This is a genomic window from Micromonospora sp. NPDC093244 (genome assembly GCF_040683695.1).
Classification (GTDB): domain Bacteria; phylum Actinomycetota; class Actinomycetes; order Mycobacteriales; family Micromonosporaceae; genus Micromonospora.
This window is the reverse complement of the sequence record NZ_JBFBEO010000001.1, coordinates 1,413,276-1,438,922: the sequence shown is the minus strand read 5'-3', so window position 1 is coordinate 1,438,922 and position 25,647 is coordinate 1,413,276. Positions and strand designations below refer to the sequence as shown.

The 25,647-nt window shown below is 72.5% G+C and carries 21 protein-coding genes; 6 read left to right on the top strand and 15 right to left on the bottom strand.

Going from position 1 to position 25,647, the window contains the following annotated elements:
* Positions 1 to 67: 67 nt before the first annotated feature.
* The 6 genes from AB0N27_RS06280 to AB0N27_RS06255 all read right to left on the bottom strand — a co-directional run bounded on the left by AB0N27_RS06280 (position 68) and on the right by AB0N27_RS06255 (position 7,583).
* Positions 68 to 2,449, bottom strand: a complete 2,382-nt coding sequence (locus AB0N27_RS06280; protein ID WP_364363984.1) for a discoidin domain-containing protein — start codon at positions 2,447 to 2,449, stop codon at positions 68 to 70.
* A 156-nt stretch (positions 2,450 to 2,605) separates the two neighbouring features.
* Entirely contained in the window at positions 2,606 to 3,799 is a 1,194-nt protein-coding gene (locus tag AB0N27_RS06275) for a putative sulfate exporter family transporter (protein ID WP_364363981.1), read from the bottom strand.
* The gene (locus tag AB0N27_RS06270) at positions 3,799 to 3,945 is read right to left on the bottom strand and encodes a hypothetical protein (RefSeq protein WP_364363978.1); all 147 of its coding nucleotides are present in this window, start codon (positions 3,943 to 3,945) and stop codon (positions 3,799 to 3,801) included. Before AB0N27_RS06270 ends, AB0N27_RS06275 begins: the two co-directional genes overlap by 1 nt.
* Before the next feature lie 341 nt (positions 3,946 to 4,286).
* Positions 4,287 to 6,140 carry an adenylyl cyclase gene (locus tag AB0N27_RS06265; protein WP_364363975.1) on the bottom strand — a complete coding sequence of 618 codons (1,854 nt, stop codon included), beginning with the start codon at positions 6,138 to 6,140 and terminating at the stop codon, positions 4,287 to 4,289.
* A 323-nt stretch (positions 6,141 to 6,463) separates the two neighbouring features.
* Positions 6,464 to 6,736: a GlsB/YeaQ/YmgE family stress response membrane protein gene (locus AB0N27_RS06260; protein WP_364363972.1), complete on the bottom strand. Its 273-nt coding sequence runs from the start codon at positions 6,734 to 6,736 to the stop codon at positions 6,464 to 6,466.
* Positions 6,737 to 6,815: 79 nt separating this feature from the next.
* Positions 6,816 to 7,583 (bottom strand): alpha/beta hydrolase, encoded by a 768-nt coding sequence (locus AB0N27_RS06255; RefSeq protein WP_364363969.1) that lies wholly within the window; start codon positions 7,581 to 7,583, stop codon positions 6,816 to 6,818.
* A gap of 59 nt (positions 7,584 to 7,642) precedes the next feature.
* Between AB0N27_RS06255 and AB0N27_RS06250 the strand changes: the two genes are divergently transcribed.
* The gene (locus tag AB0N27_RS06250) at positions 7,643 to 10,681 is read left to right on the top strand and encodes a BTAD domain-containing putative transcriptional regulator (RefSeq protein ID WP_364363967.1); all 3,039 of its coding nucleotides are present in this window, start codon (positions 7,643 to 7,645) and stop codon (positions 10,679 to 10,681) included.
* A gap of 8 nt (positions 10,682 to 10,689) precedes the next feature.
* On the opposite strand, the gene AB0N27_RS06245 is transcribed toward AB0N27_RS06250, so the two are convergent.
* From AB0N27_RS06245 to AB0N27_RS06225, 5 genes are all read right to left on the bottom strand, one after another.
* Positions 10,690 to 11,244: a dihydrofolate reductase family protein gene (locus AB0N27_RS06245; protein WP_364363964.1), complete on the bottom strand. Its 555-nt coding sequence runs from the start codon at positions 11,242 to 11,244 to the stop codon at positions 10,690 to 10,692.
* A 73-nt stretch (positions 11,245 to 11,317) separates the two neighbouring features.
* Positions 11,318 to 11,872, bottom strand: a complete 555-nt coding sequence (locus tag AB0N27_RS06240; RefSeq protein WP_364363961.1) for a hypothetical protein — start codon at positions 11,870 to 11,872, stop codon at positions 11,318 to 11,320.
* A gap of 17 nt (positions 11,873 to 11,889) precedes the next feature.
* On the bottom strand, positions 11,890 to 13,725 hold the full coding sequence (locus AB0N27_RS06235) for a prolyl oligopeptidase family serine peptidase (RefSeq protein WP_364363958.1): 1,836 nt from the start codon (positions 13,723 to 13,725) through the stop codon (positions 11,890 to 11,892).
* Positions 13,726 to 15,504 carry an N-acetylglutaminylglutamine amidotransferase gene (locus AB0N27_RS06230; RefSeq protein WP_364363955.1) on the bottom strand — a complete coding sequence of 593 codons (1,779 nt, stop codon included), beginning with the start codon at positions 15,502 to 15,504 and terminating at the stop codon, positions 13,726 to 13,728. It lies immediately after the preceding gene.
* Positions 15,505 to 15,602: 98 nt separating this feature from the next.
* The gene (locus tag AB0N27_RS06225; RefSeq protein WP_364363952.1) at positions 15,603 to 18,272 is read right to left on the bottom strand and encodes a carboxylate--amine ligase/circularly permuted type 2 ATP-grasp protein; all 2,670 of its coding nucleotides are present in this window, start codon (positions 18,270 to 18,272) and stop codon (positions 15,603 to 15,605) included.
* 322 nt (positions 18,273 to 18,594) lie between these two features.
* On the opposite strand from AB0N27_RS06225, the gene AB0N27_RS06220 reads away from it, so the two are divergent.
* On the top strand, positions 18,595 to 19,482 hold the full coding sequence (locus tag AB0N27_RS06220; RefSeq protein ID WP_364363949.1) for a helix-turn-helix transcriptional regulator: 888 nt from the start codon (positions 18,595 to 18,597) through the stop codon (positions 19,480 to 19,482).
* The gene (locus tag AB0N27_RS06215) at positions 19,475 to 19,681 is read left to right on the top strand and encodes a DUF397 domain-containing protein (RefSeq protein ID WP_364363946.1); all 207 of its coding nucleotides are present in this window, start codon (positions 19,475 to 19,477) and stop codon (positions 19,679 to 19,681) included. The genes AB0N27_RS06220 and AB0N27_RS06215 overlap by 8 nt, the downstream gene beginning before the upstream one ends.
* Before the next feature lie 111 nt (positions 19,682 to 19,792).
* Here the strand turns inward: AB0N27_RS06215 and AB0N27_RS06210 are convergent, their stop codons facing one another.
* The 3 genes from AB0N27_RS06210 to AB0N27_RS06200 form a co-directional block, all read right to left on the bottom strand.
* The gene (locus tag AB0N27_RS06210; RefSeq protein ID WP_364363943.1) at positions 19,793 to 21,172 is read right to left on the bottom strand and encodes a cellulase family glycosylhydrolase; all 1,380 of its coding nucleotides are present in this window, start codon (positions 21,170 to 21,172) and stop codon (positions 19,793 to 19,795) included.
* Positions 21,173 to 21,265: 93 nt separating this feature from the next.
* Positions 21,266 to 22,174 carry a hypothetical protein gene (locus AB0N27_RS06205; RefSeq protein WP_364363940.1) on the bottom strand — a complete coding sequence of 303 codons (909 nt, stop codon included), beginning with the start codon at positions 22,172 to 22,174 and terminating at the stop codon, positions 21,266 to 21,268.
* Between the two features lie 57 nt (positions 22,175 to 22,231).
* Positions 22,232 to 22,636, bottom strand: coding sequence for a GNAT family N-acetyltransferase (locus tag AB0N27_RS06200; RefSeq protein WP_364363937.1), 405 nt, complete (start codon positions 22,634 to 22,636; stop codon positions 22,232 to 22,234).
* A 68-nt stretch (positions 22,637 to 22,704) separates the two neighbouring features.
* Between AB0N27_RS06200 and AB0N27_RS06195 the strand changes: the two genes are divergently transcribed.
* Positions 22,705 to 23,682, top strand: coding sequence for an aldo/keto reductase (locus AB0N27_RS06195; protein WP_364363934.1), 978 nt, complete (start codon positions 22,705 to 22,707; stop codon positions 23,680 to 23,682).
* On the opposite strand, the gene AB0N27_RS06190 is transcribed toward AB0N27_RS06195, so the two are convergent.
* A complete protein-coding gene (locus AB0N27_RS06190) occupies positions 23,676 to 24,440 on the bottom strand; it encodes a DUF2071 domain-containing protein (RefSeq protein ID WP_364363931.1) in 765 nt (254 codons plus the stop codon). The two genes, AB0N27_RS06195 and AB0N27_RS06190, sit on opposite strands and share 7 nt — an antisense overlap.
* A 240-nt stretch (positions 24,441 to 24,680) precedes the next feature.
* On the opposite strand from AB0N27_RS06190, the gene AB0N27_RS06185 reads away from it, so the two are divergent.
* Both AB0N27_RS06185 and AB0N27_RS06180 read left to right on the top strand, forming a co-directional pair.
* Positions 24,681 to 25,040 carry an alpha/beta hydrolase gene (locus AB0N27_RS06185; protein WP_364363928.1) on the top strand — a complete coding sequence of 120 codons (360 nt, stop codon included), beginning with the start codon at positions 24,681 to 24,683 and terminating at the stop codon, positions 25,038 to 25,040.
* A gap of 114 nt (positions 25,041 to 25,154) precedes the next feature.
* The gene (locus tag AB0N27_RS06180; protein ID WP_364363925.1) at positions 25,155 to 25,616 is read left to right on the top strand and encodes a DUF5709 domain-containing protein; all 462 of its coding nucleotides are present in this window, start codon (positions 25,155 to 25,157) and stop codon (positions 25,614 to 25,616) included.
* Positions 25,617 to 25,647: the final 31 nt, after the last annotated feature.

Here is a 25,647-nt window from a genome sequence, read left to right as displayed (position 1 = left end):
AGGTTGGAGAACAACAAACTCCTTGTGGCCAGGGGCTTCACGGGATGAGCGGCCGCCCCACGCCCGGTCAGCTGGCGTACACCTCCAGTGCCGCCAGTTGCCCGGCCGGCCAGCCGGTGTTACCGGTCACGGTGATGCGCACGTAGCGGGTCTGCGCGGCGCTGAAGGTCAGCGACACCTGGTTACCCGTCGACAGGTCGAACGTGCGCGCCGACGACCCGATAAGCGTGCCGAAGCTGGCACCGTCGGTGCTGCCCTGCACGGTTAGGGTCTGCGTGCGGGCGGCCCAGGCCGACGACGGCGGCAGCTTCAGCGCCACCCGCCCGACCGTGCGCGTCGCGCCCAGGTCGACCTGCACCCACTGGGGGAAGGCGTTGTTGGCGCTCTCCCAGTAGCTGTTCGCGTCGCCGTCGACCACGTTGCCCGAGCCGTAGCTCTGGACGTGGCTGCTCTCGCTTGTGGAGCGCCCCCGGGCCAGGTCGGCGTTGGCCGGGGCGTCGGTGGTGACGGTGACCGCGTTCGAGGCCGCCGAGGTGTTGCCGGCGGCGTCGCGCGCGATGACGGTGAAGGTGTACGCGGTGGACGGGCTGAGCCCGCTCACGGTCGCCGTGGTGCCCGTGACCGTGCTGACCACCGTGCCGCCGCCCTGGCGCACCTGGTAGCCGGTCACCCCGTTGTCGTCGGTCGACGCCGTCCAGGCCAGGGACACGCTGCTCGCCGTCCGGCCGGTCACCGTGAGGCCGCTCGGGGCGGTCGGCGGGTTGTCCGTGGTGCCGCTGGCGGCGTACACCTCAACCTGGGAGAGCTGGCCCGCCGGCCAGCCGGTGTTGCCGGCGATGCTGAGCCGGAGGTGGCGGGCCGTGGTGGTCGGCACCGTGCGGGTGACGGTGTTGCCGGTCGCCGGGTCGAAGGCGAACGCGGAGGCCCCGGCAATGGTGGCGAAGGAGCTGCCGTCCACGCTGCCCAGCACGGTGATGGTCTGGGACCGCGCGCCCCAACCGGCGGGCAGCCGCAGCACGAGTTTGTTGACCTGGTGGCTGGCGCCGAGGTCGACCTGCCACCAGTGCGGGAACGAGCCGCCGCCGCTCTCCCAGTAGCTGCCGGCGTCGGAGTCCACCGCGTTCCCCGACGCGAACTGGCCGTTCTGGCTGCTCGCCGACGTGGGTCGGCCGGCGGCCAGGTTCCCGGTGGCCGGCGGCGGGGTGCCGAGTGTCGGCGGCGTCGGGCGTACGGCCGTAAGCGCGAGCTGTCCCTTGAGCATCCGCCCGCCGTCGCCGGTGATGCGCAGGTAGTAGTCCGAGGAGCAGGCCACGACGTCCTCGTCCAGGGCCCGGATGTTCGCGCCGGCCGGGGTGGTGGCCTGGGTCTCGGACGTCTTGGCGATCTGGTTGCCCTCGTTGTACTCGTCGAACATGGACACGTAGAGGCCCTGGGAGCCGAGCCGGACCATGTTGTAGATGTGCCGCCAGTAGAAGTCGCCGTGTCTGCGGTGCCCCCCGGCGAGGTCGCCGGGCATCACACAGGGCAGGTAGTCGATGCCACGCGCCGCGCAGTCGGCAATGTCGCCGACGTTGACGTTGGCGTAGTACGAGTCCAGCTCCTCCACGGTCCTGGCCCGGTAGACCATCCACGGCGAGATCGCGTGGAACGCGTGGTAGACGTCGAGGAAGCCGGAGCGGGAGTCCTCGATGCCCTGCCGCCACCAGGTGGGCACGCCACCGATGACGTAGCAGCCCTGCGCCTTGAACCAGTTGACGACCTCCAGGCACGGCCCCGGGGTGAAGGGGCGGCTGGGTTCGCTGAAGCCGAAGCCCCAGATGCAGACGACGGGCTTGCCGTTCTGGCGGGCGTACGCGCCAGAGGCGGTGTACGCGGACATCTTCGTCGTCCAGTCGGTCTTGATGTCCGTCTGCATGGTCAGCCAGTCGGTGACGTCGTACATGATGTAGAACTTGCGGCCGTAGCGCTCGGCGGCCGAGCGGACCTTCTGCGTCATGGCGTCGCGCGTCGGGCCCTCGTCGCCCGTCGGGTTGAACCGTTGCAGCGCGGCGGTGTCGCAGCCGTACTCCTGCATCCAGCGGAAGTGCGTGTCCACGGTCTGCTGGTCGTAGGACGAGAAGAGGGTGGCCGGCGAACCGTTGCCGAGGTTGGGGTACGCGGTGGGATAGCTGCGCGTGTACTCCCGCATGTCCGGCCAGGACACGATTGTGGTGTTGGCAGGCGAGGGCGGCTGGAACCGGTCGCGGCTCCAGTGCCACCAGCCGCCGATCGGCGCCGAGTCACCGGGGCAGCTGAACCAGCCCTGGTATCCGACTGTCACCTTGCCGACCACGTCGCCGGGAGGACTGGCCGCGTGCGCGGGGCGGGCGAGGAGATCGGTGGTGGAGGCGGCGGCGAGGGCGGACCCGGCCAACACCGACGTGACGAACCTGCGGCGGGAGACCGCCATGACGACCACTCCTTCGGGACGGAAGGCATTGACGGCCATCGTGGCAGCAGCGACCACCGTCCCGCAAGAGTGAGACTGATCGATGAAATTATCCGTCATAGGATCGGAAGTAATCGAGCGCCCCGCCCCTTCGGTGTCGCGGGGCGGGGCGCCCGATCATGCCGAGAAGCCGCGGAACAGCACTGACGCCAGGGCGAGCGCCAACGCCAGGTTGAACACGGTGGCGCTGGCGAACACCGCGACCGGACGCCAGCCGGCCTCCCGCAGGGAGGCCACCCGGACCTCCAGGCCGATGCTGACGAAGGCCAGGATGAGGAACCAGACGCGCAGGTCGTTGACGATGGCGATGGTGGCCTTGCCGTCCGCGCCCGCCGTGTCGAGGTACCAGGTGGCGATGACCGAGGCTGCGATGAAGCCTAGGACGAACTTGGGGAAACGCCGCCACAGCTCGCCGAGGCCCGGTCGGGCGGCGCCGGGTCGCCGCTCCACCTTCAGCGTGAAGTACGCGGTGAGCGCCACCGCGACCACACCCATCAGGGCGTTCTGGGTGACCTTGACGATGCTGGCGATCTGGAGCGCCTCCTCGCCGGCGAGCGCCCCGGCGGCGGTGACCGCGGCCGTGGTGTCGATGTTGCCGCCGATCCAGGCGCCCGCCACCGCGTCGGAGAGCCCGAGCACGTCGGCCAGCCAGGGCAGGATGAAGATGGACGGCAACGCGAAGACGATGACCAGACTCGCCGTGTAGGCCAACTGCTCCCGGCGGGCCCGGACCGCGCCGGCGGCGGCGATCGCCGCGCTCACCCCGCAGATCGACACCGCCGAGGCGAGCAACGCGCGCAGCTTGCCGTCGAGCCCGAACCGGCCGGCCAGCCACCAGGTGAACAGGAAGACCCCGCTGATCAGCAGGATCGCCTGGGCGATGGCCGGGCCCGCGGCGCTGGCGATGACGGCCAGATTGATCGACGCCCCGAGCAGCACCAGACCGGTCTTGATGAAGAACTCGGTCCGGAACGCGGCGGCGATCCGGTCCCGCCAGCCGAGCTGCGTGACGACGGCGTTACCGAGCAGGCCCAGCAGGATGGCGTAGACCGGATACTCGATCGCGGCCCCGATGTCCTCGACGGCGGTGCCGTCGGACCACGCGGGAACGTTCTGCTCCAGGTAGCGGGTGAGCGCGGCGAGACCGACAACGATCACCAGGCCCACGGCCGTCCAGGCCCAGAACCTGCCGTCGCGCACCACCACCGGAGCGGCGGGGTCGTCGGTGGCCGGTGGCCCACTGTCGGGGGACGTCTCAACAGCGTCGGTGGCGCGGGTCGTGTCGTCGGCCCGGGTCGCGTCGGCGGTCATCAGGGCACCAGCCCGGCGGGGATGGCACCGAGCAGGACAAGGGCCAGCAGGGCCAGGCCGAGGATGGTCGCCACCCAGTCCTCGTTGAACGCGAGCCGGGACTCCCCGGCGGTTGGTGGGGTGGCCGGTGGCTGATCGGTGGTCATGACGTACCTCCAATGGGGGTGAACCGATCCGGCCAGGCCGGATCGGCGGGGAGTGACGTGGGGGCGCACACGGTGGCGCCGGGTGACCGGACAGGCCACGCGGTACGCGGTGTGGAGGGTGCTCAGTCGGTCGCTGGGGAGCCCGGACAGAGCTCGGAGGCCACCCGCATCAGGTCCACGACCCGACGCGAGGTGAGGAGCGGACCGACAGGCATTCTCCGATTTTCCTACTGACACAGTAGGAATTCAAGAGCGAGGGCGTGGGTTCTCGCGCAGCGGGACACGACAGCGGGGGTTGGAGCCGCACCGGCTCCAACCCCCGCCTGGGACGCCCCGAGAGGTTACGGAGTCGGGTACTGCGCGAGGTAGACCGGTACGCCCACCTTGGTCATGTCGGCGGGTTCACCCACGCCGTTGACCACGTGGTCGATCGTGCCGGCGCTGAGGTTGACGGTCATGATGTGGTGCAGCCGCACGCCCGGCCGGTTCGGCACCTCGAACCCGTTCTCGGTGTGGATCGACGGGTTGTTCTGGTTGAAGACGTAGACGCCACCGCCGTACAGGGTGTGGTGCCGCACCCGGTCGTCGACCTTGTACCCGGCGAAGCCCTCGACCGGGCCGTTCATCCAGTCGGCCTGCGTCGGCGGGTCGTACGGCAGCTCGTTCTGGTACAGGATCGTGGTGCCGTGCTCGCCGTTCCAGACCGTGTTGTAGCGCTGGAAGTGCTCGACGAACAGGCCGGTGGCGGTCACGTGGTCGCCGTTGATGACGGCGCCGTACCGACCGGTGTTGGTACGCCAGCGGTCGGTGTCGCCGTTGACGCCCTCGGTGAAGCCCTCGACGCCGTGGTCACCCCGCCACACCCAGGTGTGGTCGATCAGCACGTTGTCGCTGTTGACCTCCAGCGCGGTGTCGGTCCGGCCGATGTGCGGGCCGCCGACCCGGAAGTACACGTCGGACAGCGTGGTCGGGTTGGTCGCGCTGCTGGCGTTGCGGCCGTGCTGGCGACCCACCCGCAGCAGGACTGGCGACTCGACGGTGCCGGCGTCGATCGTGACACCGGCGACGATCACACCGGGGACACCTGCGACGTCCAGCGGGATGGCGCCGTTGACCGCCGTGAGGGTGGCGTGCCCGATCCCGAGCACCACCGTGTCGGGGCGTCGCACCTCGATGCTGCGGGCGATGTCGTACGTCCCGGGGGTCAGCAGCAGGTGCTTGCCCCGGGCGAGCTGACTGTTGATGACCTGCACGGAGTCGGACGGCTTGGCGACGAAGAAGTCGCGGATTCCGATGGTCCGTCCCGGCGTCATGCCGTCCGCCCAGGAGATGCCCCTGGTGTCGCGCCGCGCGGCGGGCACCCGCACGTTGTACCGGCCCTTGCCGTCGACGAACAGGTACGGCTTCTCCCGGCTCACCGGGGTGGTCTCCAGGGTGGTGTACGGCGGGTCGGGGAACGTGGCGTCGTCAGGGGCGCCCTCGACCCCGGCGAAGACCTGGTTCCACACGGCGTTGGACCAGCTCGCGACCTCACTGTTACGGGTCAGCCACTGCTGCTGGGAACCGTTGGTGGTGGCCGGCAGTCGCGAGTCGGCGATGAACCCGCCGCTGGCGAACTGCGGGCCGGCCGTGCAGTAGTCCATGAGCGACAGACCGCCGCCGGTGATGTTGAGCCGGCGCATCGACACCGCCTGGGACACCGCCCAGAAGTTCGCCGTCGACCGGCAGTCGTCCTGGCCGGCGGCGTTGACGGTGAGCGAGAGGTTGGACAGGGTGCGCCAGAAGTTCACAAGCGCGAGGCAGTTGCCGGTGCCGCCGTCGGCCAGGCAGCGGTTGTACACCTCGAGCTTGCCGTTGACCGCGACGTCGGTGGGCGAGGCGCCCAGACCGGAGACCTCGGTGTAGTAGCCGACCTTGGCCTGCAACGGCTGCTCGGCAGTGCCGTACGTGCCCGGCTTGAACAGGTACGCGTGCCGCTCGGTGCCCATCTCGTTGTCGACCTGGCGGGCGTGCGCCGCGTCGAGCGTCCGCTGGATCTCGCCCACCGGCATGGACGGGTCGAAGATCGTCACGTTCGGGCCGAAGTCGGGAGTGTCAGGCGTGGGGCGGCCGGCGGTGGCGGCGGTGCTGGTCATAGTGACGGCGGCTGTCACCAGCAGAGCGAGGGTGAGGGTACGTCGGGACGGGCTTGTCATGTGGTTCGTCCTCTCCGCTGGCCGGACCGTGTCGTCAGGCGCAGCTGGGGCGGCGTGAGAGCGCTCTCTGGTCCCTGCGGACGAAGGTGGGGTCGCGCCGAAGGGGTCGACATGTTTCTACCCGGTCAACCGGCCGCGCGCCATGCCGGAGACGGTGAACTTCGCATCGGCCGGGCGAGAAGCTCCTGATCCGACGGCACTCAGTCGGGCAGCACCGGCGCCAGCATGTCCAACAGGGCCTGGTGGTGGCGTCCGTCCGCAGTCCGGACGCGGCGCGGCCCGCCCTCCTGGGGAGGGCGGGCCGGCACGGTCGTTGTGAGGGGTCAGCGCACCCGGCGGCGGCCGTAGGCACCGGCGGCGATCGCCACCCCGACAGCGGCGAAGACGACCTGGATGATCAGCTCGATCCAGTCGATCCCGCTGGTGTCGTCGACGCCGAGGACGCCTGCGACGAGCGTGCCGAGGATCGCCGCGATCACACCGATGAGCAGGGTCAGCCAGATCGGGATGTTCTGCTTGCCGGGCACCACCAACCGGCCCAGCGCGCCGATGACCAGACCGATGATGATGGCGGCGAAGAAGCCGGAAACCTCCACGGGGAGCCGTCCTTCCAGAGGGGATGTCGTCGACAGTTAATTGCCCCAAGCAACTAGCCGCGAAACACCCCTGGTACCGCTAGGCCTCGGGCCCGCAGTCGCCCAGGAACTCGTCGATCATCGGGGCCAGCCAGTCGGCGCGCTGCGGGATCGTGGTGTGGGTGGTGCCGGGCAGGATGGCCAGTCGGCAGGCCGGCAGGCCCGTCAGGTCGCCGGGCACCGCGCCGCCGAGCAGCCGGAACATCCGTACCGCGTGTTCGGGTTGGACGATGTCCGCGTCGGCCAGCACGATCATGGTGGGTGCGGCAAGCGCGCGGATCTGCTCGGGCGTCCAGCGCGGCAGGTTCGCGTCGAGGACCTTCATCTTGGTGACCAGGGTGGCCCAGCCCGCCGGGTCGGGCGCGGTCCGCAGGTACTCCTCGTGGAACTCCGAACCGTGCAGATGCTCCGGTTGCAGGTCCTGGATGCCGTCGAGCAGTCCGGGGTGCAGGCCGTCGTCGTCGTAGCTCACCGAGGCGAGCACGAGCCGGCCCACCCGCTCGCCGTGGTGGGTGCCCAGGCGCAGCGCTACCGCCGCGCCCATGCTCCAGCCGTACACGTCCGCCCGCGCCACGCCCAGCCGGTCGAGCACCTCCACCACATCGGCGGCGAAGTGCTCCACGGTCAGCGGGCGGTCCACGTCGGGGGTGCGCCCGTGGGCCTGCAACTCCACGGCGATCACCCGCCGGTTCTTCGCCAGCAACGGCAGGATCGTGCCGAACGACGTACCGATACCGGAGAGCGCGCCGTGGATCAGCAGCAGCGGCCGGCCCTCGCCCGCGCCGTGCGTCTCGTGGTAGATGTCCATGCCCACACGGTGCGCCAGCGCGCTTACGGTCCGCTTCAGGTCGGCTTACCGGCGCTAGTATGTCCGCCGTGCAGTTCGGGGTGCTCGGGCCGCTCGCCGTGACCACGGACGCCGGCGAGCCGGTGGTGGTGCCCGGCACCAAGGTACGCGCGCTGCTGGCCGACCTGCTGACCAACCGCAACCAGGTCGTCTCGGCGGACCGCCTGATCGACGACCTGTGGGGCGACGACTCCCCCGCCAACCCGGCCGGCGCCCTCCAGGTGCGGGTGTCCCAGCTGCGCAAGGCGCTCAACGACGCCGAGCCGGGCGCCCGCGAGCTTGTCGAGTCACGGCCGCCCGGCTACCTGCTGCGGGCCGACAGCGTCGATGCGGACCGCTTCGTCGAGCTGACCCGTAGCACCGACGTCGACCGGCTGACCGCGGCTCTCGCGCTGTGGCGCGGCGACGCGTACGCCGATGTGGCAGACGCCGAGTTCGTCCGCGCCGAGGCGACGCGCCTGACCGAGCAGCGCCTCGCGGCGCACGAGCGGCTGGCCGAGGCCCGGCTGGCTCGGGGTGAGCACGACCTGGTCGCCGCCGACCTGGCCGAGCTGGTCGCCCGGCACCCGCTGCGGGAGGGCCTGCGGGCGGTGCAGCTGCGCGCGCTGTACGCGGCCGGCCGACAGTCCGAGGCGCTGGACAGCTACGCCGACCTGCGCGACCGGCTAGCGGACGAGTTGGGCCTCGATCCCAGCCCCGAGCTGGTCGCGTTGCACCGCAGGATCCTCGAACAGGACGCCGGCCTGAGCGCGCCGCCGAAGGCAGCGATCATCCGCAACAGCCTGCCGGCCCAGCTCGACGAGCTGGTCGGGCGGGCCGAGGCGCTGACCGAGCTGCGCGGACTGCTGCCCCGGCAACGACTGGTGACGCTTGTCGGGCCGGGCGGTGTCGGCAAGACCCGGCTGGCCACCGAGGCGGCCCGCACCCGGTCCTGCCCCGACGGCGTCCACCTGGTGGAGCTGGCTCCCCTGCCGGCCGGAGACCCGCGTGTCGCCGAGCAGATCCTCGGCGTGCTGGACGTCCGCGAGGCCGCCGGCACGGCCCTGTCCGCAGCCGACCACCTCGTGGCTGCCCTGCGGCACCGGCAGCTGCTGCTCGTGCTTGACAACTGCGAACACGTCGTCGAGCCGGTGGCCGCGCTCGTCTCCCGACTGCTGCGCGACGCGCCCGAGGTGAGCGTCCTGGCCACCAGCCGCGAACCGCTCGGCCTGACCGGGGAGCTGCTCTGGGAGGTACCTCCGCTGTCGCTGCCCGAGGACGGTGACCTGGACGCGGTCCGGCGCTCGGCGGCGGCGCGCCTGTTCGCCGCCCGCGCCGCCGCGCAGCAGCGCGGCTTCCGGCTGGACGAGCGGACCGCGCCGGCCGTGGCGCAGCTCTGCCGTCGCCTGGACGGTCTCCCGCTGGCGCTGGAGCTGGCCGCGACCCGGGTCCGCGCGCTCGGCGTGCGGGGCGTGGTGGATCGGCTTGACGACAGGTTCCGGCTGCTCACCACCTCCCAGCGGGACGTGCCGCAGCGCCAGCGGACGTTGACCGCGGTCGTCGCCTGGAGCTGGGACCTGCTGGACGAGCCCGACCGGGCGGTGCTCGCCCGGCTGGCGGTGTTCCCCGACGGCTGCACCCTCCAGGCCGCCGAGCGGGTCTGCCGCACCGACCTGGACACCCTCGCCCGGCTGGTGGACAGGTCACTTGTGGTGCTCGACGACTCCGGGGCCGCCCCGCGCTACCGGCTGCTCGAATCGGTCGCCGCGTTCTGCCTGGACCGGCTGACCGACGCGGACGACGTGCGGGCGCGGCACGCCGCCTACTACACCGGGTTGGCCGAGCAGGCCGACCCGGAGCTGCGCGGCGCCGACCAGCAGCGGTGGCTGGCGCTGCTGGACGCGGAGACGGCGAACCTGCGCGCCGCGCTGGTCCACGGCGGCGGGCTGCGGTTGGCCGTGGCGCTCAGCTGGTACTGGTACCTGCGCGGCCGGCTGACCGAGGCGCGGCGCGCCCTCGCCCTGCCCGGTGACGCGGCGCAGGAGGCTCGCGCCGGGGCGTGGCGGGTCGGTTTCGCGCTGGTGCAGGGCGAGGCGGTGGCGCCTGCCGAGGTCCGCGCGGCGGTGGCCGCCGACCCGGACGGCCGCGGCGCCTGGTTCGCGGCGAACGCGCTCATCGACCACAGTGACCTGACCCTCTCGGCGGAGCTGCTGCCGGCCGCCGCCGATCCGTGGACCGAGGCCGCGGTGCTCGCCTCCCGCGCCAAGATCGCACACGTGGCGGGTGACCAGGCGACGCTGGAACGCGCCGCGACCCGCAGCGCCGTGCTGTTCGCCCAGGTCGGCGACCGGTGGGGCAGGCTCCAGGCCGCCGAGTGGACGGGTGCGCTGGCCGAGATGCGCGGCGAGCACGAACGCGCCGCCGGCCTGCACTCCGAAGGGCTGCGCTGGGCCGAGGAGCTGGGACTGTGGCCGCAGGTCGGCACCGAGCTGTCCTGGCTGGCGTGGCTGGCGGTGCAGACCCGTGACTACCCGCAGGCCCGGGAACTGGCCGAACGCGCGTACCGGCTGGCCACGGAGCAGAGCTCCCCCAGCGCTCTGGTCTTCGCCGAGATGGGCCTCGGGCTGGCCGCCCGCCGCGACGGCAAACTCGACCTGGCCGTCACCCACCTGACCCGCCTCGCCGAACGGGGGCGCGCCGAGGCCCAGCCCGCGCTCTACCTGCCGCCGGTCCTGGTCGAGCTGGGCCACGCGGTCGAGCAGGGCGGTGACGCGGACGCCGCACTGGCCCTGCACGTCGAGGCGTTCGAGGTCGCCGAGGCGATGGCCGCGCCCCGCGACGCGATCTACGCCCTGGAGGGGATGGCGTCCGCGGTGCGCGTACCGGAGGTCGCGGCCCGGCTGCTCGGCGCGGCGGCCGCCGCCCGGCTCGCCGCGCGGGCGCCCTGCTCCCCGGCCGAACGCGACGAGACCGACCGGGTGACCGAACGCGTGCGGGCCACCCTCGGGCGGGACCGGTTCGACGCGCTTGTCGACGAGGGCACGAAGCTGAGCCCGGGCGAGGCCCGGGCCCAGCTCTGATCGACGGGTCAGGCGGCCGTCTTCGGCCGGTACGAGGCGACGATGACGCCGCTCTTGTGCACCCGGGTGTCGACCAGGTCGAACGACGCCTTGAAGTCCGTCAGCGGCACCGTCAGGCTGGCCGCGCCCTCCAGCACGGGGTGGATCCAGAACCGGACCTCGTCCACCAGGCCCGCCGCGATCAGCTGCGCGGTGACCGAGCCGAAGCCGTACTGGATGATGTTCCTGCCCTCCCGGGCCTTGAGCGCGGTGACCGCCTCGACCAGGTCGCCCTGGAGCACCTCCGTGTTGTTCCAGGTGGGGTTGGTGAGGGTGGTCGAGGCGACGTACTTCTTGACGTTGTTGAAGTACGCCGCGCCGGTGGTCGGGTCGCTCTCGTCCTGCTGCGGCCAGGCGACTGACATCCCGTCGTAGGTGGCCCGGCCCATCAGCATCGCGTCCGCCTCGTCGGTCTGCTCGCCGGCGAGGCCCATGGCCTCCTCGTCGAAGTACGGCGCGGTCCACATCGGGTTCTCGATGACGCCGTCGAGGGTGATGTAGGTCGAGTTGATGAGCTTGCGCATCGGAATCTCCTGGGTGTTCGTCGTGTGCTCCGGTGACACCCAGAACTCTGCCGAGCCGCGCTTACGATTCGCTTCAGGTGCCCTTGCGGGGGTCCGAAAGCCTGTCGGTAAGGGGAATCGGCAGCGCCTGCGTGGCCACCGTTCCGCCGCCCGTCGAGTGCGCGGGCGCGGGGCGGTCGCCGGTACGGCTGTGCAGCCGTCCACGCCCCGCCGGGCCAGCGCGCCTGGTCACCTCGACTGTCACCATCCGCACCGGCGGCGGCGGCGCGGAGAACCGCCCGACGCCCCAGCGCACCCAGATCGGGATCCGGCCGGCGTCCGCCTCCGCGGTCAGCTTCCGCACCGTACGGGCCCGGTCGGTGTGGTCGACCTCCACCACCACGGGCGGGCCGTCCGGGCGGGCGCACGCCACGTCGAGGACCGAGTGCCGCTGTTCGAGGGGCGGCGGCAGCGGCAGCACGCTGGGCGCGCGCCGGTACACCCGCCAGCCCTGCGCCTGCGCCCACCGCTGCACCGCGTCGATGACCCGCGCGGTGACCTCGTCGGTGTCCAGGTCGACGAACGTCAGGTCGGCCAGCCACCGGCCCAGGTCGGCGGCCAGCCGCTCGCCCTGCGCCGTGACGTCCACCGGCGCAGGATAACGCCTCAGGCGCGGGTGACAGCCGGCGCGGCGAGGTGCCGGGTGAGCCAGGCGGTGGTGGCCGTACGCGCCGTCGCGGCGTTGTCACGGGCGAGGAAGTCATGCCCCTCGCCGGTGAGCACCAGGTGCCCGTGCGGCTCGTCCCGGGCGGCGAGGGCCCGCGCCACCTGCGCCGACTCCCCGGCCGGCACGTTCGTGTCGTTCGCGCCGTGGATGAGCAGCACCGGCACGTCGAGCCGGTCGATGTGGGTCATCGGCGACAGGTCCCGCAGCAGCTCCGCGTCGCGCACCGGATCGCCGTACTTGCTGACGGCCGCGGCGGCGATCCACGGCTCGGTGCCGGCGTAGAACGTGTGGAAGTCGGAGATGCCGCACTCGGCCACCCCGGCGGCGAACAGGCCGGGAAAGTTCACGAGCACCGCGAGCACCAGGTAGCCGCCGTACGAGCGGCCCAGGCAGCCGAGCTGGCCGGGCCGGGCGACACCGCTGTCGAGCAGGTGCTCGGCGCACGCCGCCACGTCGGCGATGGCCCCGTACCGGCCGGCGAGGTTGTCGGCGGCGACGAAGGAGCGGCCGAAGCCGGACGAGCCGCGCACGTTAGGCGCGAACACCGCGACGCCCTGCGCGACGAGGGCCTGGAACAGCGGGTTGTAGCCGGGACGCTCCTGCGCCTCGGGACCGCCGTGCAGGCTGATCGCCGTCGGCCAGGGGCCCGGGCCGGGCGGGCGGTACAGCCAGCCGGACAGCGGCAACCCGTCGCGGGCACGCAGGTCGACCAGTTGCGGAGCGACACCGCCGTCGCCCGTACGCGCGGCGCCGGTGTCCGGCCGCAGCGGGCGTGGCGTACCTGTCGCGGGATCGACAAGCCAGACCTCGCGGGGCTGCACCGGCCCCTGCGCGGTGACGCAGAGCAGGTCCCCGCCGGCGGCGAAGACGGCGCCGTCGAGCACCTCCCCGGGGGCGGCCACCGCCCGCTGCACCCCGTCGGCGAGGTCGAGCAGGCTCAGCTCGCTGCGCCCGCCGTAGGTGTTCCACAGCAGCGCGGCGCTCCCCCGGTCGGCGCTGAGCGTCACGTGCTCCAGCTCGGCGTCCGGCCGCGCGGCGAGCCGCGCCGGGGGCAGCGCCTGTCGCGTCGGATCGACGCGCACCAGCGCGGCCAGCTCCGAGAACGCGTCGGTACGCGCCAGCACGCTCGTCCCGTCGGGGCCGAACCAGCCCTGGTCGGTGCTGCCCCGGCCGGTGTCCGGCAACAGTCGTACCCGGTCGCCGGTGGCCACGTCGAGCAGTTCCAGCCAGCGGGCGTTGCGGGGGCCGCGGCGCAGCAGGGCGGTCCCGCCGTCCGGGGTGACGTCCAGGAGGGTGAGCAGGTCGTCCTCGGCGAGCACCCGCCGGTGCCCGGTGCCCGCGTCGACAAGCACGGCGGCACCCCGCTCGGCGGTCTCGGTGACCGCCATCAGCGCGCCGCCGGGCAGCCAACAGGCAAGGGTCGCGCTGCGGCGGCCGAACCCGGCGACCTGGCGGCGCCGCGTGCCGTCCGGGCGCAGCACCCACAGCTCCGTGCGGGGCGCGCCACCGGGCGCGACGACTAGGGCCAGCCACTGCCCGTCGGGGGACCAGCTCACCGTCAGGACCGGTTCGTCGCCGCAGGGCAGCGCGACGGCCTTGGCGGCGTCGACGTCGCGGACCCAGACGGCAGGGGTTCCGGCCCGGTCCGACACGTACGCCACCCGCCGGCCGTCCGGCGACGGCGCGGGCGCGAAGTCCTCGCCCGGGGGCAGGGTCACCGCCGGCCGGTGACGCACGGGTCGGACCCGGCTTGGCACCTCGATCCGTACGCTCATCTAAACCCCGATCCGCTGCAACCAGAGCTCCAGCAGCCCGAGCTGCCAGAGCGCGTTGGAACCCAACGTGGTCCGTCGGGCGTTCGGCGCCTCCAGCAACTCCTCCAGGTAGTCCTTGCGGAACAGGCCCCGCTCGCGCGCCGGTCGCGCGGTCAACGCCTCGCGGACGTCGTCCAGCAGCGGGCCGGACAGGTGCCGGATGGCGGGCACCGGGAAGTAGCCCTTCGGCCTGTCGATCACCTCGTCGGGCACGATGCCCCGACTCGCGGCCTTCAGCACGCCCTTGCCGCCCCGGGCCAGCTTGAGCCCCGGTGGGCAGGCGGCGGCCAGCTCGACCACCTCGTGGTCGAGGAACGGCACCCGGGCCTCCAGCCCCCACGCCATCGTCATGTTGTCGACCCGCTTGACCGGGTCGTCGACGAGCATCACCAGGCTGTCCTGACGCAGCGCCGCGTCCAGCGCGGTGTCCGCGCCCGGCGCTCCGAAATGGTCGGCGACGAACTCCAGGCTGGCGTCGTGGTCGAGCATCCACTCGGGCGCCAGGTGCCCGGCGAGCGCGTCGTGCCGCCTGTCGAAGAACACCCGGGCGTACGCCTCGACGGCGTCCGCGCGGGCCACGTTCGCCATCGGCGGGTACCAGTCGTAGCCGGCGAAGATTTCGTCGGCGCCCTGCCCGGACTGCACCACCGTGATCCGCTGCGAGACCTCCTCGGAGAGCAGGTGGAACGCCACGCAGTCGTGGCTGACCATCGGCTCGCTCATCGCCGCGATGGCCTCGTGCACGGCGGGCACGAACCGGGCCGCGCCGATGCGGATCTGGTGGTGGTCGGTGCCGTACTCGCGGGCCACCAGGTCGGAGTAGTGGAACTCGTCGCCGCTCTCCCCCGCCGCCGCCTCGAAGCCGATGCTGAACGTGGCCAGCCCGGTCTGGCCCTGCTCGGCCAGCAGGGCGACGATCAGGCTGGAGTCCAGGCCGCCGGAGAGCAGCACACCCACCGGCACGTCGGCGACCATCCGGCGGCGTACGGCGGTGCGCAGCGCCCCCATGATCCGTTCCTGCCACTCCTGGGCGGACATGGCCGGCGCGGCGGCGCGGGTGAACTCCGGCCGCCAGTAGACGGTGTCGGTGCTGCGGCCGTCCGCGGTGATCACGCGCACGGTGGCCGGGGGCAGCTTCCGGACGCCGGCCAGGATGGTGCGCGGTGGCGGCACCACCGAGTGGAAGCTCATGTAGTGGTGCAGCGCCACCGGGTCGAGGTCGGTGTCGACGTCACCGGTGGCGAGCAGCGCCGGCAGGGTCGACGCGAAGCGGATCCGGCCCGGTGTCCCGGCCAGGTAGAGCGGCTTAATGCCGAGCCGGTCGCGGGCCAGCACCAGGGTGTGCGTGGCCAGCTCGACAAGCGCGAACGCGAACATCCCGTAGAACCGCTCGACGCAGGCCGTCCCCCACCTGTGGTACGCCTTGAGGATCACCTCGGTGTCCGAGGTGGACCGGAAGGAGTAGCCGGCGGTGGTCAGCTCGTCGCGCAGCTCCCGGTAGTTGTAGATGCAGCCGTTGAAGACCAGGGCGAGGCCCAGCTCGGTGTCGACCATCGGCTGGGCGCCGGTGTCGGACAGGTCGATGATGCGCAGCCGGCGGTGCACGAGCGCCGCGTTGCCGTGCTGCCACCGCCCCTCGCCGTCCGGGCCCCGGGAGGACAGGACGGGGAGCATCCGCTCCAGCGCCGCCATGTCCGGTGGCGCCCCGTCGAGGCGGAACTCGCCTCCGATACCGCACATGGCACACACCTCTCATCGGCTCGGACCGCTCGGGCCGCTGACCGGTCCAGGCTTGGCGGACCGGGTTGCGTCCCGATGACATCCGGGTCAAGCGTGAGTTACGCCGTGGGCTGATCGGTTCCGCCGAGCAGCCAGGTGTCCTTCGACCCGCCGCCCCGCGACGAGTTGACGATCATGCTGCCGGCCGGCGCGACACGGGTCAGCGCCACGGGTGCCACCTCGGCCGTCTCGCCGAGGAAGACGAAGGCCCGCAGGTCGACGTGGCGCGGCGCGAGGGCCGTGCCGTCGAAGACCGGGTGCGTGGTGAGCGCGACCATCTCCTGGGCGATCCACCGGTGCGGGGCGGCGAGGATCTGCTCGCGGACGGCGTCCAGTTCCTCGGCCTCGGCGCGCGGGCCGATCACCACCCGGTCGCCGCCGTACCCGTCGACCGGCTTGAGCACCAGTTCGTCGAGTCGGCCCAGCACCTCGGCGCGCTGCTCGGGCAGCCCGCACAGGTACGTGGGCACGTCGCCGAGCAGCGCCTTCTCCCCCAGGTAGTACTCGATGAGCCGGGGCACGTACGCGTACAGCGCCTTGTCGTCGCCGACGCCGTTGCCCAGCGCGTTGGCCAACGTGAGCCGCCCGGCGTGCACCGCCGCGAGCAGCGGCCAGCCCAGCGGAACGCCGTCGGCGCCCGGGGCGTGCAGCAACGCCTCCTCGTCCATCCGCAGGTAGATCACGTCGACCTGGCTGCGGCGGCCCTCCCGGACCAGGTGGACGCGGCCGTCCTGCACGAGCAGGTCGCTGCTCTCGGTCAGCGGCACGCCCATCTCGTCGGCGAGCAGCCTGTGCTCGAACCAGGCCGGATCGCCCGGCCCGCTGCTGAGCACCACGACAGCGGGGTCGCCGGCGGCGGCGGGAGCGGCGGCGAGAAGCGCCCGGCGCAGCATCGCCGGTGTCTCGTCGGCGGGCAACAGGTCGTCGGGCACCGGCAGCTCGGGCAGCACCGCCCGGGTGAGCCGGCGGTTCTGCACGGCGTACCCGATACCCGAGGGCACCCGCAGGTTGTCCTCCAGCACGTACCAGCCGCCGTCCGGGTCGCGGACGAGATCGGTTCCGGACACCTGGGCGCGCGTACCGCGCCGGCCCATCAGCGCCCCGGTCGGGCGCAGCCCCGGGGAGGACTCCACCACCCAGGCCGGCACGACCCCGTCGGCCACCACGGCCCGGTCGGCGTACACGTCGCGCAGGAACGCGTCGAGCGCGCGGGCGCGCTGCACCAGGCCGGTGCGCAGGACCCGCCAGTCGTCGGCGGGCACCACCCGGGGCACCAGGTCGACCGGGAAGAGCCTGGTGCTCGCCTCGCCGGCCACGCTGAACGTCACGCCCCGGGCGCGCTGCTCCTCGTCCCGGTCGTGCTCGCGTCGACGCAGGCCGGCGGCGCCGAGCGTGCGCAGGGCCGCGAGCAGCGGACGGTACGCGGGCGCCGGCCCGCCCGGCCCGAAGACCTCGTCGCCGGCATCGGCGTAGGCGGACAGCGCGGGCAGTGGCGGCACGCCGGGCAGGGGCGTACGCGCCCGGCCGCGGGTCTCGTCGAGCAGCAGGTCGACCACGTCGGCGAGCCGGCCGCGCCGCTCGTACGCCCGCCGCTGCCGGGCGGCGGAGCTGCCGCGTTCCAGCGCGTACCGGGTCAACTCGCGGACCTGCTCGGCGTCGCCTGTCGCCTCCAACTGTGGGCGCAGGTCGGCCACGAGGCGGCGGACCGCCTCGGCGGCCGGCACCGGCCGGGCCGAGCGGGGCAGGTCCAGCAGGTCACCTTCCAGTCCGGAGCGGGCGGCCCGCCACACGGCGGCGCGCAGCACCGGCGGCCGGACGGCCGTGCGCTCGACCCCGGCGCGCAGGGCGGCGACCTCCCGCCGTACGAGCGCCCGGAACAACCCGGTGAGCAGGACGATCGTCTCCACGTCGGCGTTCGCGTCGGTGATCCGCAGCTCCACGGTGGGCACGTGCGCCGACGGCCGGACATCGAAGTAGATCATGGCCGGGTCGGTGATGGTCTCCGAGGAGATCAGCTCGGCGACCAGCGCCTCGTGGTCGGCCGCACTTGTCACCTCGCCCGGGTCGCCGGCGGTGGGCCACCGCTGCCAGACCAGCGAACGGACGCTTGCGTAGCCGCTGTCCTGACCCATCCAGTACGGCGAGCTGGTGGACAGGGCGAGCAGCACCGGCAGCCACGGCTGGACGCGTCGGGTGACGGCCACCGCCAGGTCCCGGTCGGACACTCCGACGTGCACCTGCGCGCCGCAGATCAACTGCTCGCGGGCGAGCATCTGGTACTCGTCGAGCATCCGTCGGTACCGTGAGGTGGGGGTGACGCTCGGGTCGCCGTCGGCGCGCAGCGGCACCGTGCCGGCCGCGACGATGCCCAGCCCGGCCCGGTCGGCGACCTGGACCGCCGACCGGCGCAGCCGGGTCAGTTCGGCGCGGATCTCGTCGAGGGTGCGGCAGACCTCGGTGTTGGTCTCCACCACGCTGCGGTGCAGCTCGGCGGTGAACGACGTGGCCGGCAGCCGGTCGAGCAGCTCCCCGGCCCGGGGCACCAGTTCCCGGGTGTGCCTGTCGACGACGTGGAACTCCTCCTCCACACCGATGGTGGCGAGGTCCGCCGGGTCGTCGTCGTGCACCGGCGCGGCCGGGGCGGGGCGGGGCGTGGGCACGGCCCGGCCGTTGCCGGATCGGCCCACCGGCCCGTCGAATGTCGCCGCGTTCGTGGTGTTGTCGGCCATGGTCACCCCGGTTCGCGTGTCGGTGTCTCGACTGTCCGACGAGCGTTCCCAGGCTTGGTGCCGGGGGTGTTTCCGGCGCGTTAAGGTGACGCGCCGTTCTGCCGGCTGATCCTCTTCGGACACAGCGGCCTCGTCGGGGTCGGCCTCGTCGCGGCCGACCGGGGCGTGTCGACGTGTGGTCGTCCGGTGACGGTCAGCAGCGCACATGCAACATCCGTAAACCGCGAAGCCCTTGTTGTGCATTGACATTCGCCGCTGCACCACGTAGGTGTTGCAGGGCGGCGTGACGCAGCGTTGCGGCATGAAATCGGGGAGTGTGCGAATGGCCGAGGATGTTGGATCGACCGTGCCGCGCCGGCAACTCGGCCGGCTGCTGCGGCAGTACCGCAACGAGGCAGGGGTGACACTCGACGCCGCCGCCGAGGCACTGGAATACAGCAGGCAGAAGATCTGGCGCATCGAGTGCGGCACCGGGTCCGTCCGGGTGCTCGACGTCAAGGCGATGTGCGAGCTGTACGGGGTGCCGCCGGAGATGACCGCCGCGATGCGCCGCCTGGCCGTCGAGACGAAGTCCAAGGGCTGGTGGCACGCGTACGGTGACGCGGTGCCGAGCTGGTTCGAGCTGTACGTCGGCCTGGAATCCGCCGCCTCCCGCCTGCGCGAGTACGGCGAGACGCTGATCCCCGGACTGCTCCAGCACCGCAGCTACGCCGTCGCGCTCTACCAGGCGAGTAGCCGGATCAGCGCCCAGGACCGCGAACGGGCGGTCGAGGTGAGGCTGCAACGGCAGGCGTTGCTGAGGCGTCGTCTGCCCCAGCCTCCCCACCTGGATGCGGTGCTCTCGGAGGCAGCCCTCCGCCGTGTCGTCTCCGGTCGCAGCGTGATGACCGCGCAGCTCACCCACCTGCTCGAGGTGTCCGAACTCCCGAACGCGTCGGTGCGGGTGGTCCCGCTCGCCGCCGGGCCGCACCCGGGGGCGGCAGCCGGTTCCTTCGTCATCCTCGACTTTCCCGCAGGCGACGGCGGCCGGGCGGTTCCCGAGCCGTCGGTGGTCTACAGCGAATCCCTCACCGGAGCGCTGTACCTCGACAAGCCGGACGAGCTACGCGCCTACGAGGACGCCTGGCAGGGCCTGAGGAGGCTGGCGCTGCCCGAGGCAGAATCGAGCGACATGATCAAGACCATCATCGGGGAGATGCGGCATGACTGATCTGAGCAACGCCATCTGGCGCACGAGCACCCGCAGCGGCGACAACGGCGGTAACTGCGTCGAGGTCGCCACCAATCTCCCCGGCGTGGTGCCCGTGCGGGACTCGAAGGACCGGCGGGGTCCGGCGCTGCTCTTCCCACCTGCCGCCTGGCGGGCGTTCGTCGCGTCGGTAGGCGTCGAGAGGCCGCCGGTTGGTTGACCCGCGGGCGTCGACGCGAAACGCTGCCGGTGGATCGGCGATGTCGGGGCATCCCATTGACCCGGACACCCCGACATCGGCGACCTGAAGGCGATCAGGCGCGCGGCCGTGTCATCTCATGTTGGCGACCACGAACGGCGCGTGGCCGTGCAGGTAGTTGGTCCATCCGCCGGTCACCGGCGCGCCGGGGCTCAGCAGGTTTGTGGTGTCCGTGCCGACGTCGAGCTTCCAGGCCGTCCAGGAGATGCCGTTCGACGTCATCCAGTCGATCCAGGACTGCGCCTCCGGCAGGCAGGCCCGGCCGTCGAGCCCGCCGTCGGCGTTGCTGGCGCCCCATTCGGTGACGAACAGCGCCAGCCCGGCGCGGATCGCCGCGTCACCCTTGGCGCGCAGCGACGCGCCGTGCGTGCACGAGTAGAAGTGCAGTGTGTACATGAGGTTGGTGCCGGCGACCGGGCTGGCCGCCGCCGCGTCCACGTCCTGCGACCACGTGGGCGTGCCGAGCACGACGATGTTGTCCGGGTCGGCGGCGCGGATCGCGGACACCACCGCCTGGTGGTACGGCTTGATGACGCCGGTCCAGCTGAACTGCAGCGGCTCGTTCCACGGCTCCCAGATCACGTTTGGCAGGTGCCCGTAGCGGCGGGCCAGGTCGCCGAAGAACGCCACCGCCTGGGACTGGTTGTTCTGCGCCTCGTGGGCGTGCCAGTCGACGATCACGTAAACGCCGGCGGTGACCGCGTTGTTGATGATGGTCTCCACCTGCGCCCGCGCCCTGCCCGGGTCACTCAGGTACGCCCCGGCGGGCTCGACGCCCATCGCCGCGCGGATCACCTGGAGGTTCCAGTTGTCCCGCATCCAGGTCAGCGCGGATAGGTTCTCGGCGTACGGGGCGGTCTCCCAGTTGAGCCACATGCTGCTGATGCCGCGCAGCCGCACCCGTGAGCCGTTCTTGTCGCACATCGTCGTGCCGCAGACGCGCAACTGTCCGTACCGCTCGACGGGCGTGCCGGTGGTCGGCGGCGGAGTGGTGGGCGGCGGTGTGGTGGGCGGCGGTGTGGTGGGCGGCGGGGTGGTGGGCGGCGGGGTCGTCGGCGGCGGGCCACCGGCGCAGGAGGCGCCGTTGACCGTGCAGTTCACAGGCGTGCCGGAGCCGTTGACGAGGAAGCCGAACGACGTCGAGGCGCCGACCCCGAGGGTGCCGTTCCAGGACACGTTGGCGAAGGTGTGGTGGTTGCCGGAGGTCGTCTGCTGCGCGTTCCACGACTGGCTGATTGTCGTACCGGCCGGCAGGTCGAACTCGACACGCCAACCGCTTATCGGGGCGGAGGTGTCGTTGGTGACGGTGACCTGGCCCTGATAGCCGCTGCCCCAGTTGTTCGTCACGGAGAAGGCGGCTGTCGCCGCGCTGGCCGGCGTGGCGGTCATCGCCACCGCTCCGACGAGCAGGCCGGCGACGGCCAGCGATGTGACAAGTCTCAGTGTGCGCATGCGGAACCCGCTTCGGATCGACGGTGACGGTCTGAGGCGGGGCGGCGCCTTCGCGCACAGTATCGATCGACTGCTATGTCTTGCAAGCGCGGGTCAGCGCCGCCGCCAGCCCCAGCGACGTGGGGTGGTCCCGCCCCTCTCCCGGGCCAGCATCTCGGTCGCGGTCCGCAACTTCTGGGCGGGCACCTCGGCGGCCGGGCCCAGCGTCTCCACGAACCGGTTGCCCATCGCCAGCACCATCGCCGCCCGGTCGAGGTCGCCGATCAGGACCAGGCACTGCGCGTACACCCCGTAGGTGTTGGCCATCTCCCAGAAGGTCAGCGGGCGGGCCAGGTCGAGCAGCCCCTGCCGCAGTTCGCAGGCCCGCGACGCCGCGAGCGCCGCCTCCTGGGCGCCGTCCGCCGACGACGGCCGGGTGAGGTGCCGGTGCAGCAGCGCCGTCGCCTGGTTGTGGTAGGCCGTACCCATCGCCTCCCGGGTGCGCGGCCCGGCGGACGGCGGGTCTCCGGCCGAGGTCAGACCCACCGCCACCGCCCGTTCCAGCAGGTCCCGACGGGTGGCGGGCTGACCTGCGGAGAACGCGATCTCGGCGAGATCCACGAGCGCGGTGACCAGTTCCGCGAGCGCGTCGTCCCGGGGCGCGGCCGTCACGCTCCCACCCTCGGCCGCCACCGCGTCGTACACCCGCTCGAAGATGGCTACCGCCTTACCGCCGGGGGCCATCGCCTCGGCGGAGCGGCCACGGGCGGACAGCAGCATCCCGCGTCGCCACAGCGCCCGCGCCAACTGCTGGTGGTCGCGGCGGTCGGCCCGACCCGGGTCGCGCACCGCCTGCCGGTAGGCGTCGATCACCCGCACCCACAGGCGGTCGGCCTCCGCCCAGGCATCCTGCCGCTGCGACAGCTCCCGCGCCTGCTCGAACAGCCTGCCTCGCTCGTCAGGTCCCAATTCCCGCACCCCCTTCGCGCCGACCACCTGCGACACCACACCGCAGACAGTCAAGGCTATCGATTCTAGGGGCGTCCACCGGGCGTCCCGGCGACGAACACGGCTCGACGCCTACCGGCTGAGCGGCTTGGAGCAGAGAACGTCGGGCTGGGGCACGTACCCCAGTGCCTGCCAGAACCGGAGCGCGGCAGTGTCCTCCGGCAGGACCAGCAGGTTCACCCGGGGGCACCCCAGCGCCGCGAGCCGCCTCTCCACCTCGGCGACGAGCGTGCTGGCGACGCCCCGGCGCCGGTACGCCGGAGCCACGGCCAGCCGCAGGATCATCCCCCGGCGCCCGTCGTAGGTGCCGAGCACCACTCCCACGACAGCGTCGGCCACCTCGGCGACCAGGAACAACTGCGGATCCCGAACCAGCTTCGCGGTCAACTCCGCGCGGGACAGCACGTCCCGTCCCGACCCGGTCCACAGTGCCGCCACGTCGTCGTAGTCGGGCCAGGTGAACTCGCGCACGCGCACCGCCCGACGATACCGACCGGCACCGGTCGGCACCGCGCAGCGGGCGGAACGGTCGTAGCGTAGGGCGCATGCGAACCACCACACTGGGCAGTGCGGGGCCCGAGGTCGGCGTCATCGGTCTCGGGTGCATGGGCATGAGCCACGGCTACGACATCAGCGGCCCCCGCGACGACGACACCTCGATCTCGGTCATCCACCAGGCTCTCGACCTGGGCGCCACCCTGATCGACACGTCGGACGTGTACGGGCCGTACACCAACGAGGAGCTGGTCGGCCGGGCGCTGGCCGGCGGCCACCGGGAACGGGCCGTCCTGGCGACGAAGGTCGGGCTGGTGGCGACGTCCCCGACCGGCGGCCCCGGCAACTCGCCGAAGATCGGCAACAACGGCCGTCCCGAGCACATCCGGGCGGCGATCGACGCCAGCCTGCGCCGTCTCGGCACCGATTACGTCGACCTCTACCAGCTGCACCGGGTCGACCCGGAGGTGCCCATCGAGGAGTCCTGGGGCGCGATGGCGGAGGTCGTGGCGGCCGGCAAGGCGCGACAGATCGGCCTGTCCGAGGTGAGCGTGACCCAGATCGTGCGGGCCCAGGCGGTCCACCCGGTGGCGTCGGTGCAGTCGGAGCTGTCGCTGTGGACCCGCGACCCGCTGACCGAGGTGTTGCCGTACTGCGCCGAGCAGGGCATCGCCTTCCTGCCGTTCTCGCCGCTGGGTCGGGGGTTCCTCACCGGCCGGTTCACCTCGTTCGACGACCTGCCCGCCGACGACTTCCGCCGCGGCCTGCCGCGCTTCCAGCAGGACGCGTTGCGGGCCAACCTCGCCATCGTCGCGCGGGTCCGCGAGATCGCCGACCGGGCCGGGGTCAGCCCCGCGCAGGTCGCCCTCGCGTGGGTCGTCGCCCAGGGCCGCCTCGTCATCCCGATCCCCGGCACCAAGACGCCGACGTACCTGGTGGACAACTGCGCGGCAGGCGACGTGCGACTCAGCGCCGAGGACCTGGCCGACCTGGACGCGCTCCCCGCGCCCGAGGGCGGTCGCTACTGAGGGCCAAGCGGCCCGGCCCTCTCCGGCCGGGCCGCCACCGGCGCACCGAACGCCACAGGCACACCAGGCGAGTACAGCACGCTTACCGGCGGCCCGACCGGCGCCGGCAGCCCGGCGGCGGCGACCAGCTCGTCGTCCAGACCCAGCAGCTCGGCCCGGTGCAGCGGCCAGCGCGGATGCCAGTTCGGCAGGTGCAGCGTGCGCCCGTACGCCCGGGTGTGCAGCCCCCAGCGGGCGGTGACGAAATGCTCAAGGGGCGTCGGCTCGTCGATCCGCTCCCCCACCCGCACCACCATCCGGCTCGTCGTACCCGCCGGGCCCGGCCAGCGACGCCGGCACCGGTAGGTGCGCAGGTCGCCGTCGCGGTCCAACCGCATCGACGACCAGAGGTACGGCAGACCCAGCGTCACCCGCGCCACAAGCACCGGCACGAGGCGGGACGCGTCGAGCGAGCGGAACACGACAGCCCGGCGGCCGGTGTCGTCGACCGAGTAGAGCCGCACGTTCGTCTCCCAGAACGTGCCCAGGTACGGGATGCCCGGGCCGCGACCGAGGCCCAACCCGACCATCCGGAAACCGATGAGCCCGACGTAGCTGACACCGTCCAGGGTGTCCGGCCGGGTCCCGGGCGGCAGCAGCGGTGCGACGAGTGCCGGATCGACGGCCCAGTGCAGGAACGTGAGGTCCTCCCAGCGTTGACGCAGGACCGCCCAGGAGAACGTCTGTCGGGGCGAGTGGTCGACCGGTTCGATGTGCACCGCCTCATCGTGCCCGGCTCAGCCGTGCGGGCCGACACCGACCGTGCCGATCGTCGACGAGACCTCGCCCGTAGGGGCGGCGCAGTCACAGGTCGTAGGCTGGCACGCATGGGTGGCACCCGGAAATCGCCTGGAACCCCGCATAAAGGGTGACGCGGGACGCGCGGGAGGACGTACACGTGACGCACAGTGACGCCGATCTGGTAGTGCTCGCGCAGGCCGGGGACGCTGGGGCGCTCGGTGTGCTGCTGGCCCGCCACGAGGCCGGGACGCGCGGCCCTCCCGGTGTACTTCGCGGACTTCTGGGGTCGGCGGGACGAGTTCGCGCCCTTCCAGGCCGCGGTGCGCGTCTGGTCCGCCCCGGCGGGCGCGCAGGACCCCACGCCCTTCGACGTGCGCGGCGACCTCGGCGAGATCACCGTGCCGGTCGTGGTGATCGTGGGGGCGTACGACTTCATCTGCGGGTCCCGCTTCGCGGAGGAGCTGCACGCGGGCGTCAAGGACTCGCGCCTGGTGGTGCTGGAGCGCAGCGGGCACTTCGCGCACATCGAGCAGCCCGCCGAGTTCACCGAGGCCGTGGCGGAGCTGCTGCGGCGCTGACGCGTACGCCGCGCCCGAGGTCCGTTCGTCACAGCGGGCAGGCCTCGGGAGGCGGCGGCGTTGCACGATCATAGGCTTGGCACTTCGCTGCGCCGTGACGAAGGAGAGACCGCCGTGAGCCAGACCGAGCGGATGGATTCCGTCGACGAGTGGAACGTGGCCGAGGACGACGGCGTCCTGGACGCCTCCGACACGCTGGACGACGACCGGGTCGGCGACCCGCTCGACACAGGCATCGTGGCCGAGGACCACTGGACGGCGGCGAACCGGTTCGGCACCACGCCTGCCGAGGAGCGGGCCGGGGAGTCCCTGGAGCAGTACCTGGCCCAGGAGGTGCCGGACGTCGACCCGTACGCCGAGGCCGGCGACGACGAGGACGAGCTGACCCGACGGGGGTACGAGGCCGAGGGTCGCGCGGGTCGTCTCGTCGCCTACGACGAGGGTGTCCGCGAGGACGACGAGGCCGAGTCGGTGGCCTGGGACGCCGGGATCGACGCGGGCGCCGCCAGCGCCGAGGAAGCAGCGATCCACCTGGTCGACGACCCGAACGGACCCGGCGACGGCCCGCTTCGCTGACGCCGGGCCGCCGCGCTCAGCCCGCACGGGG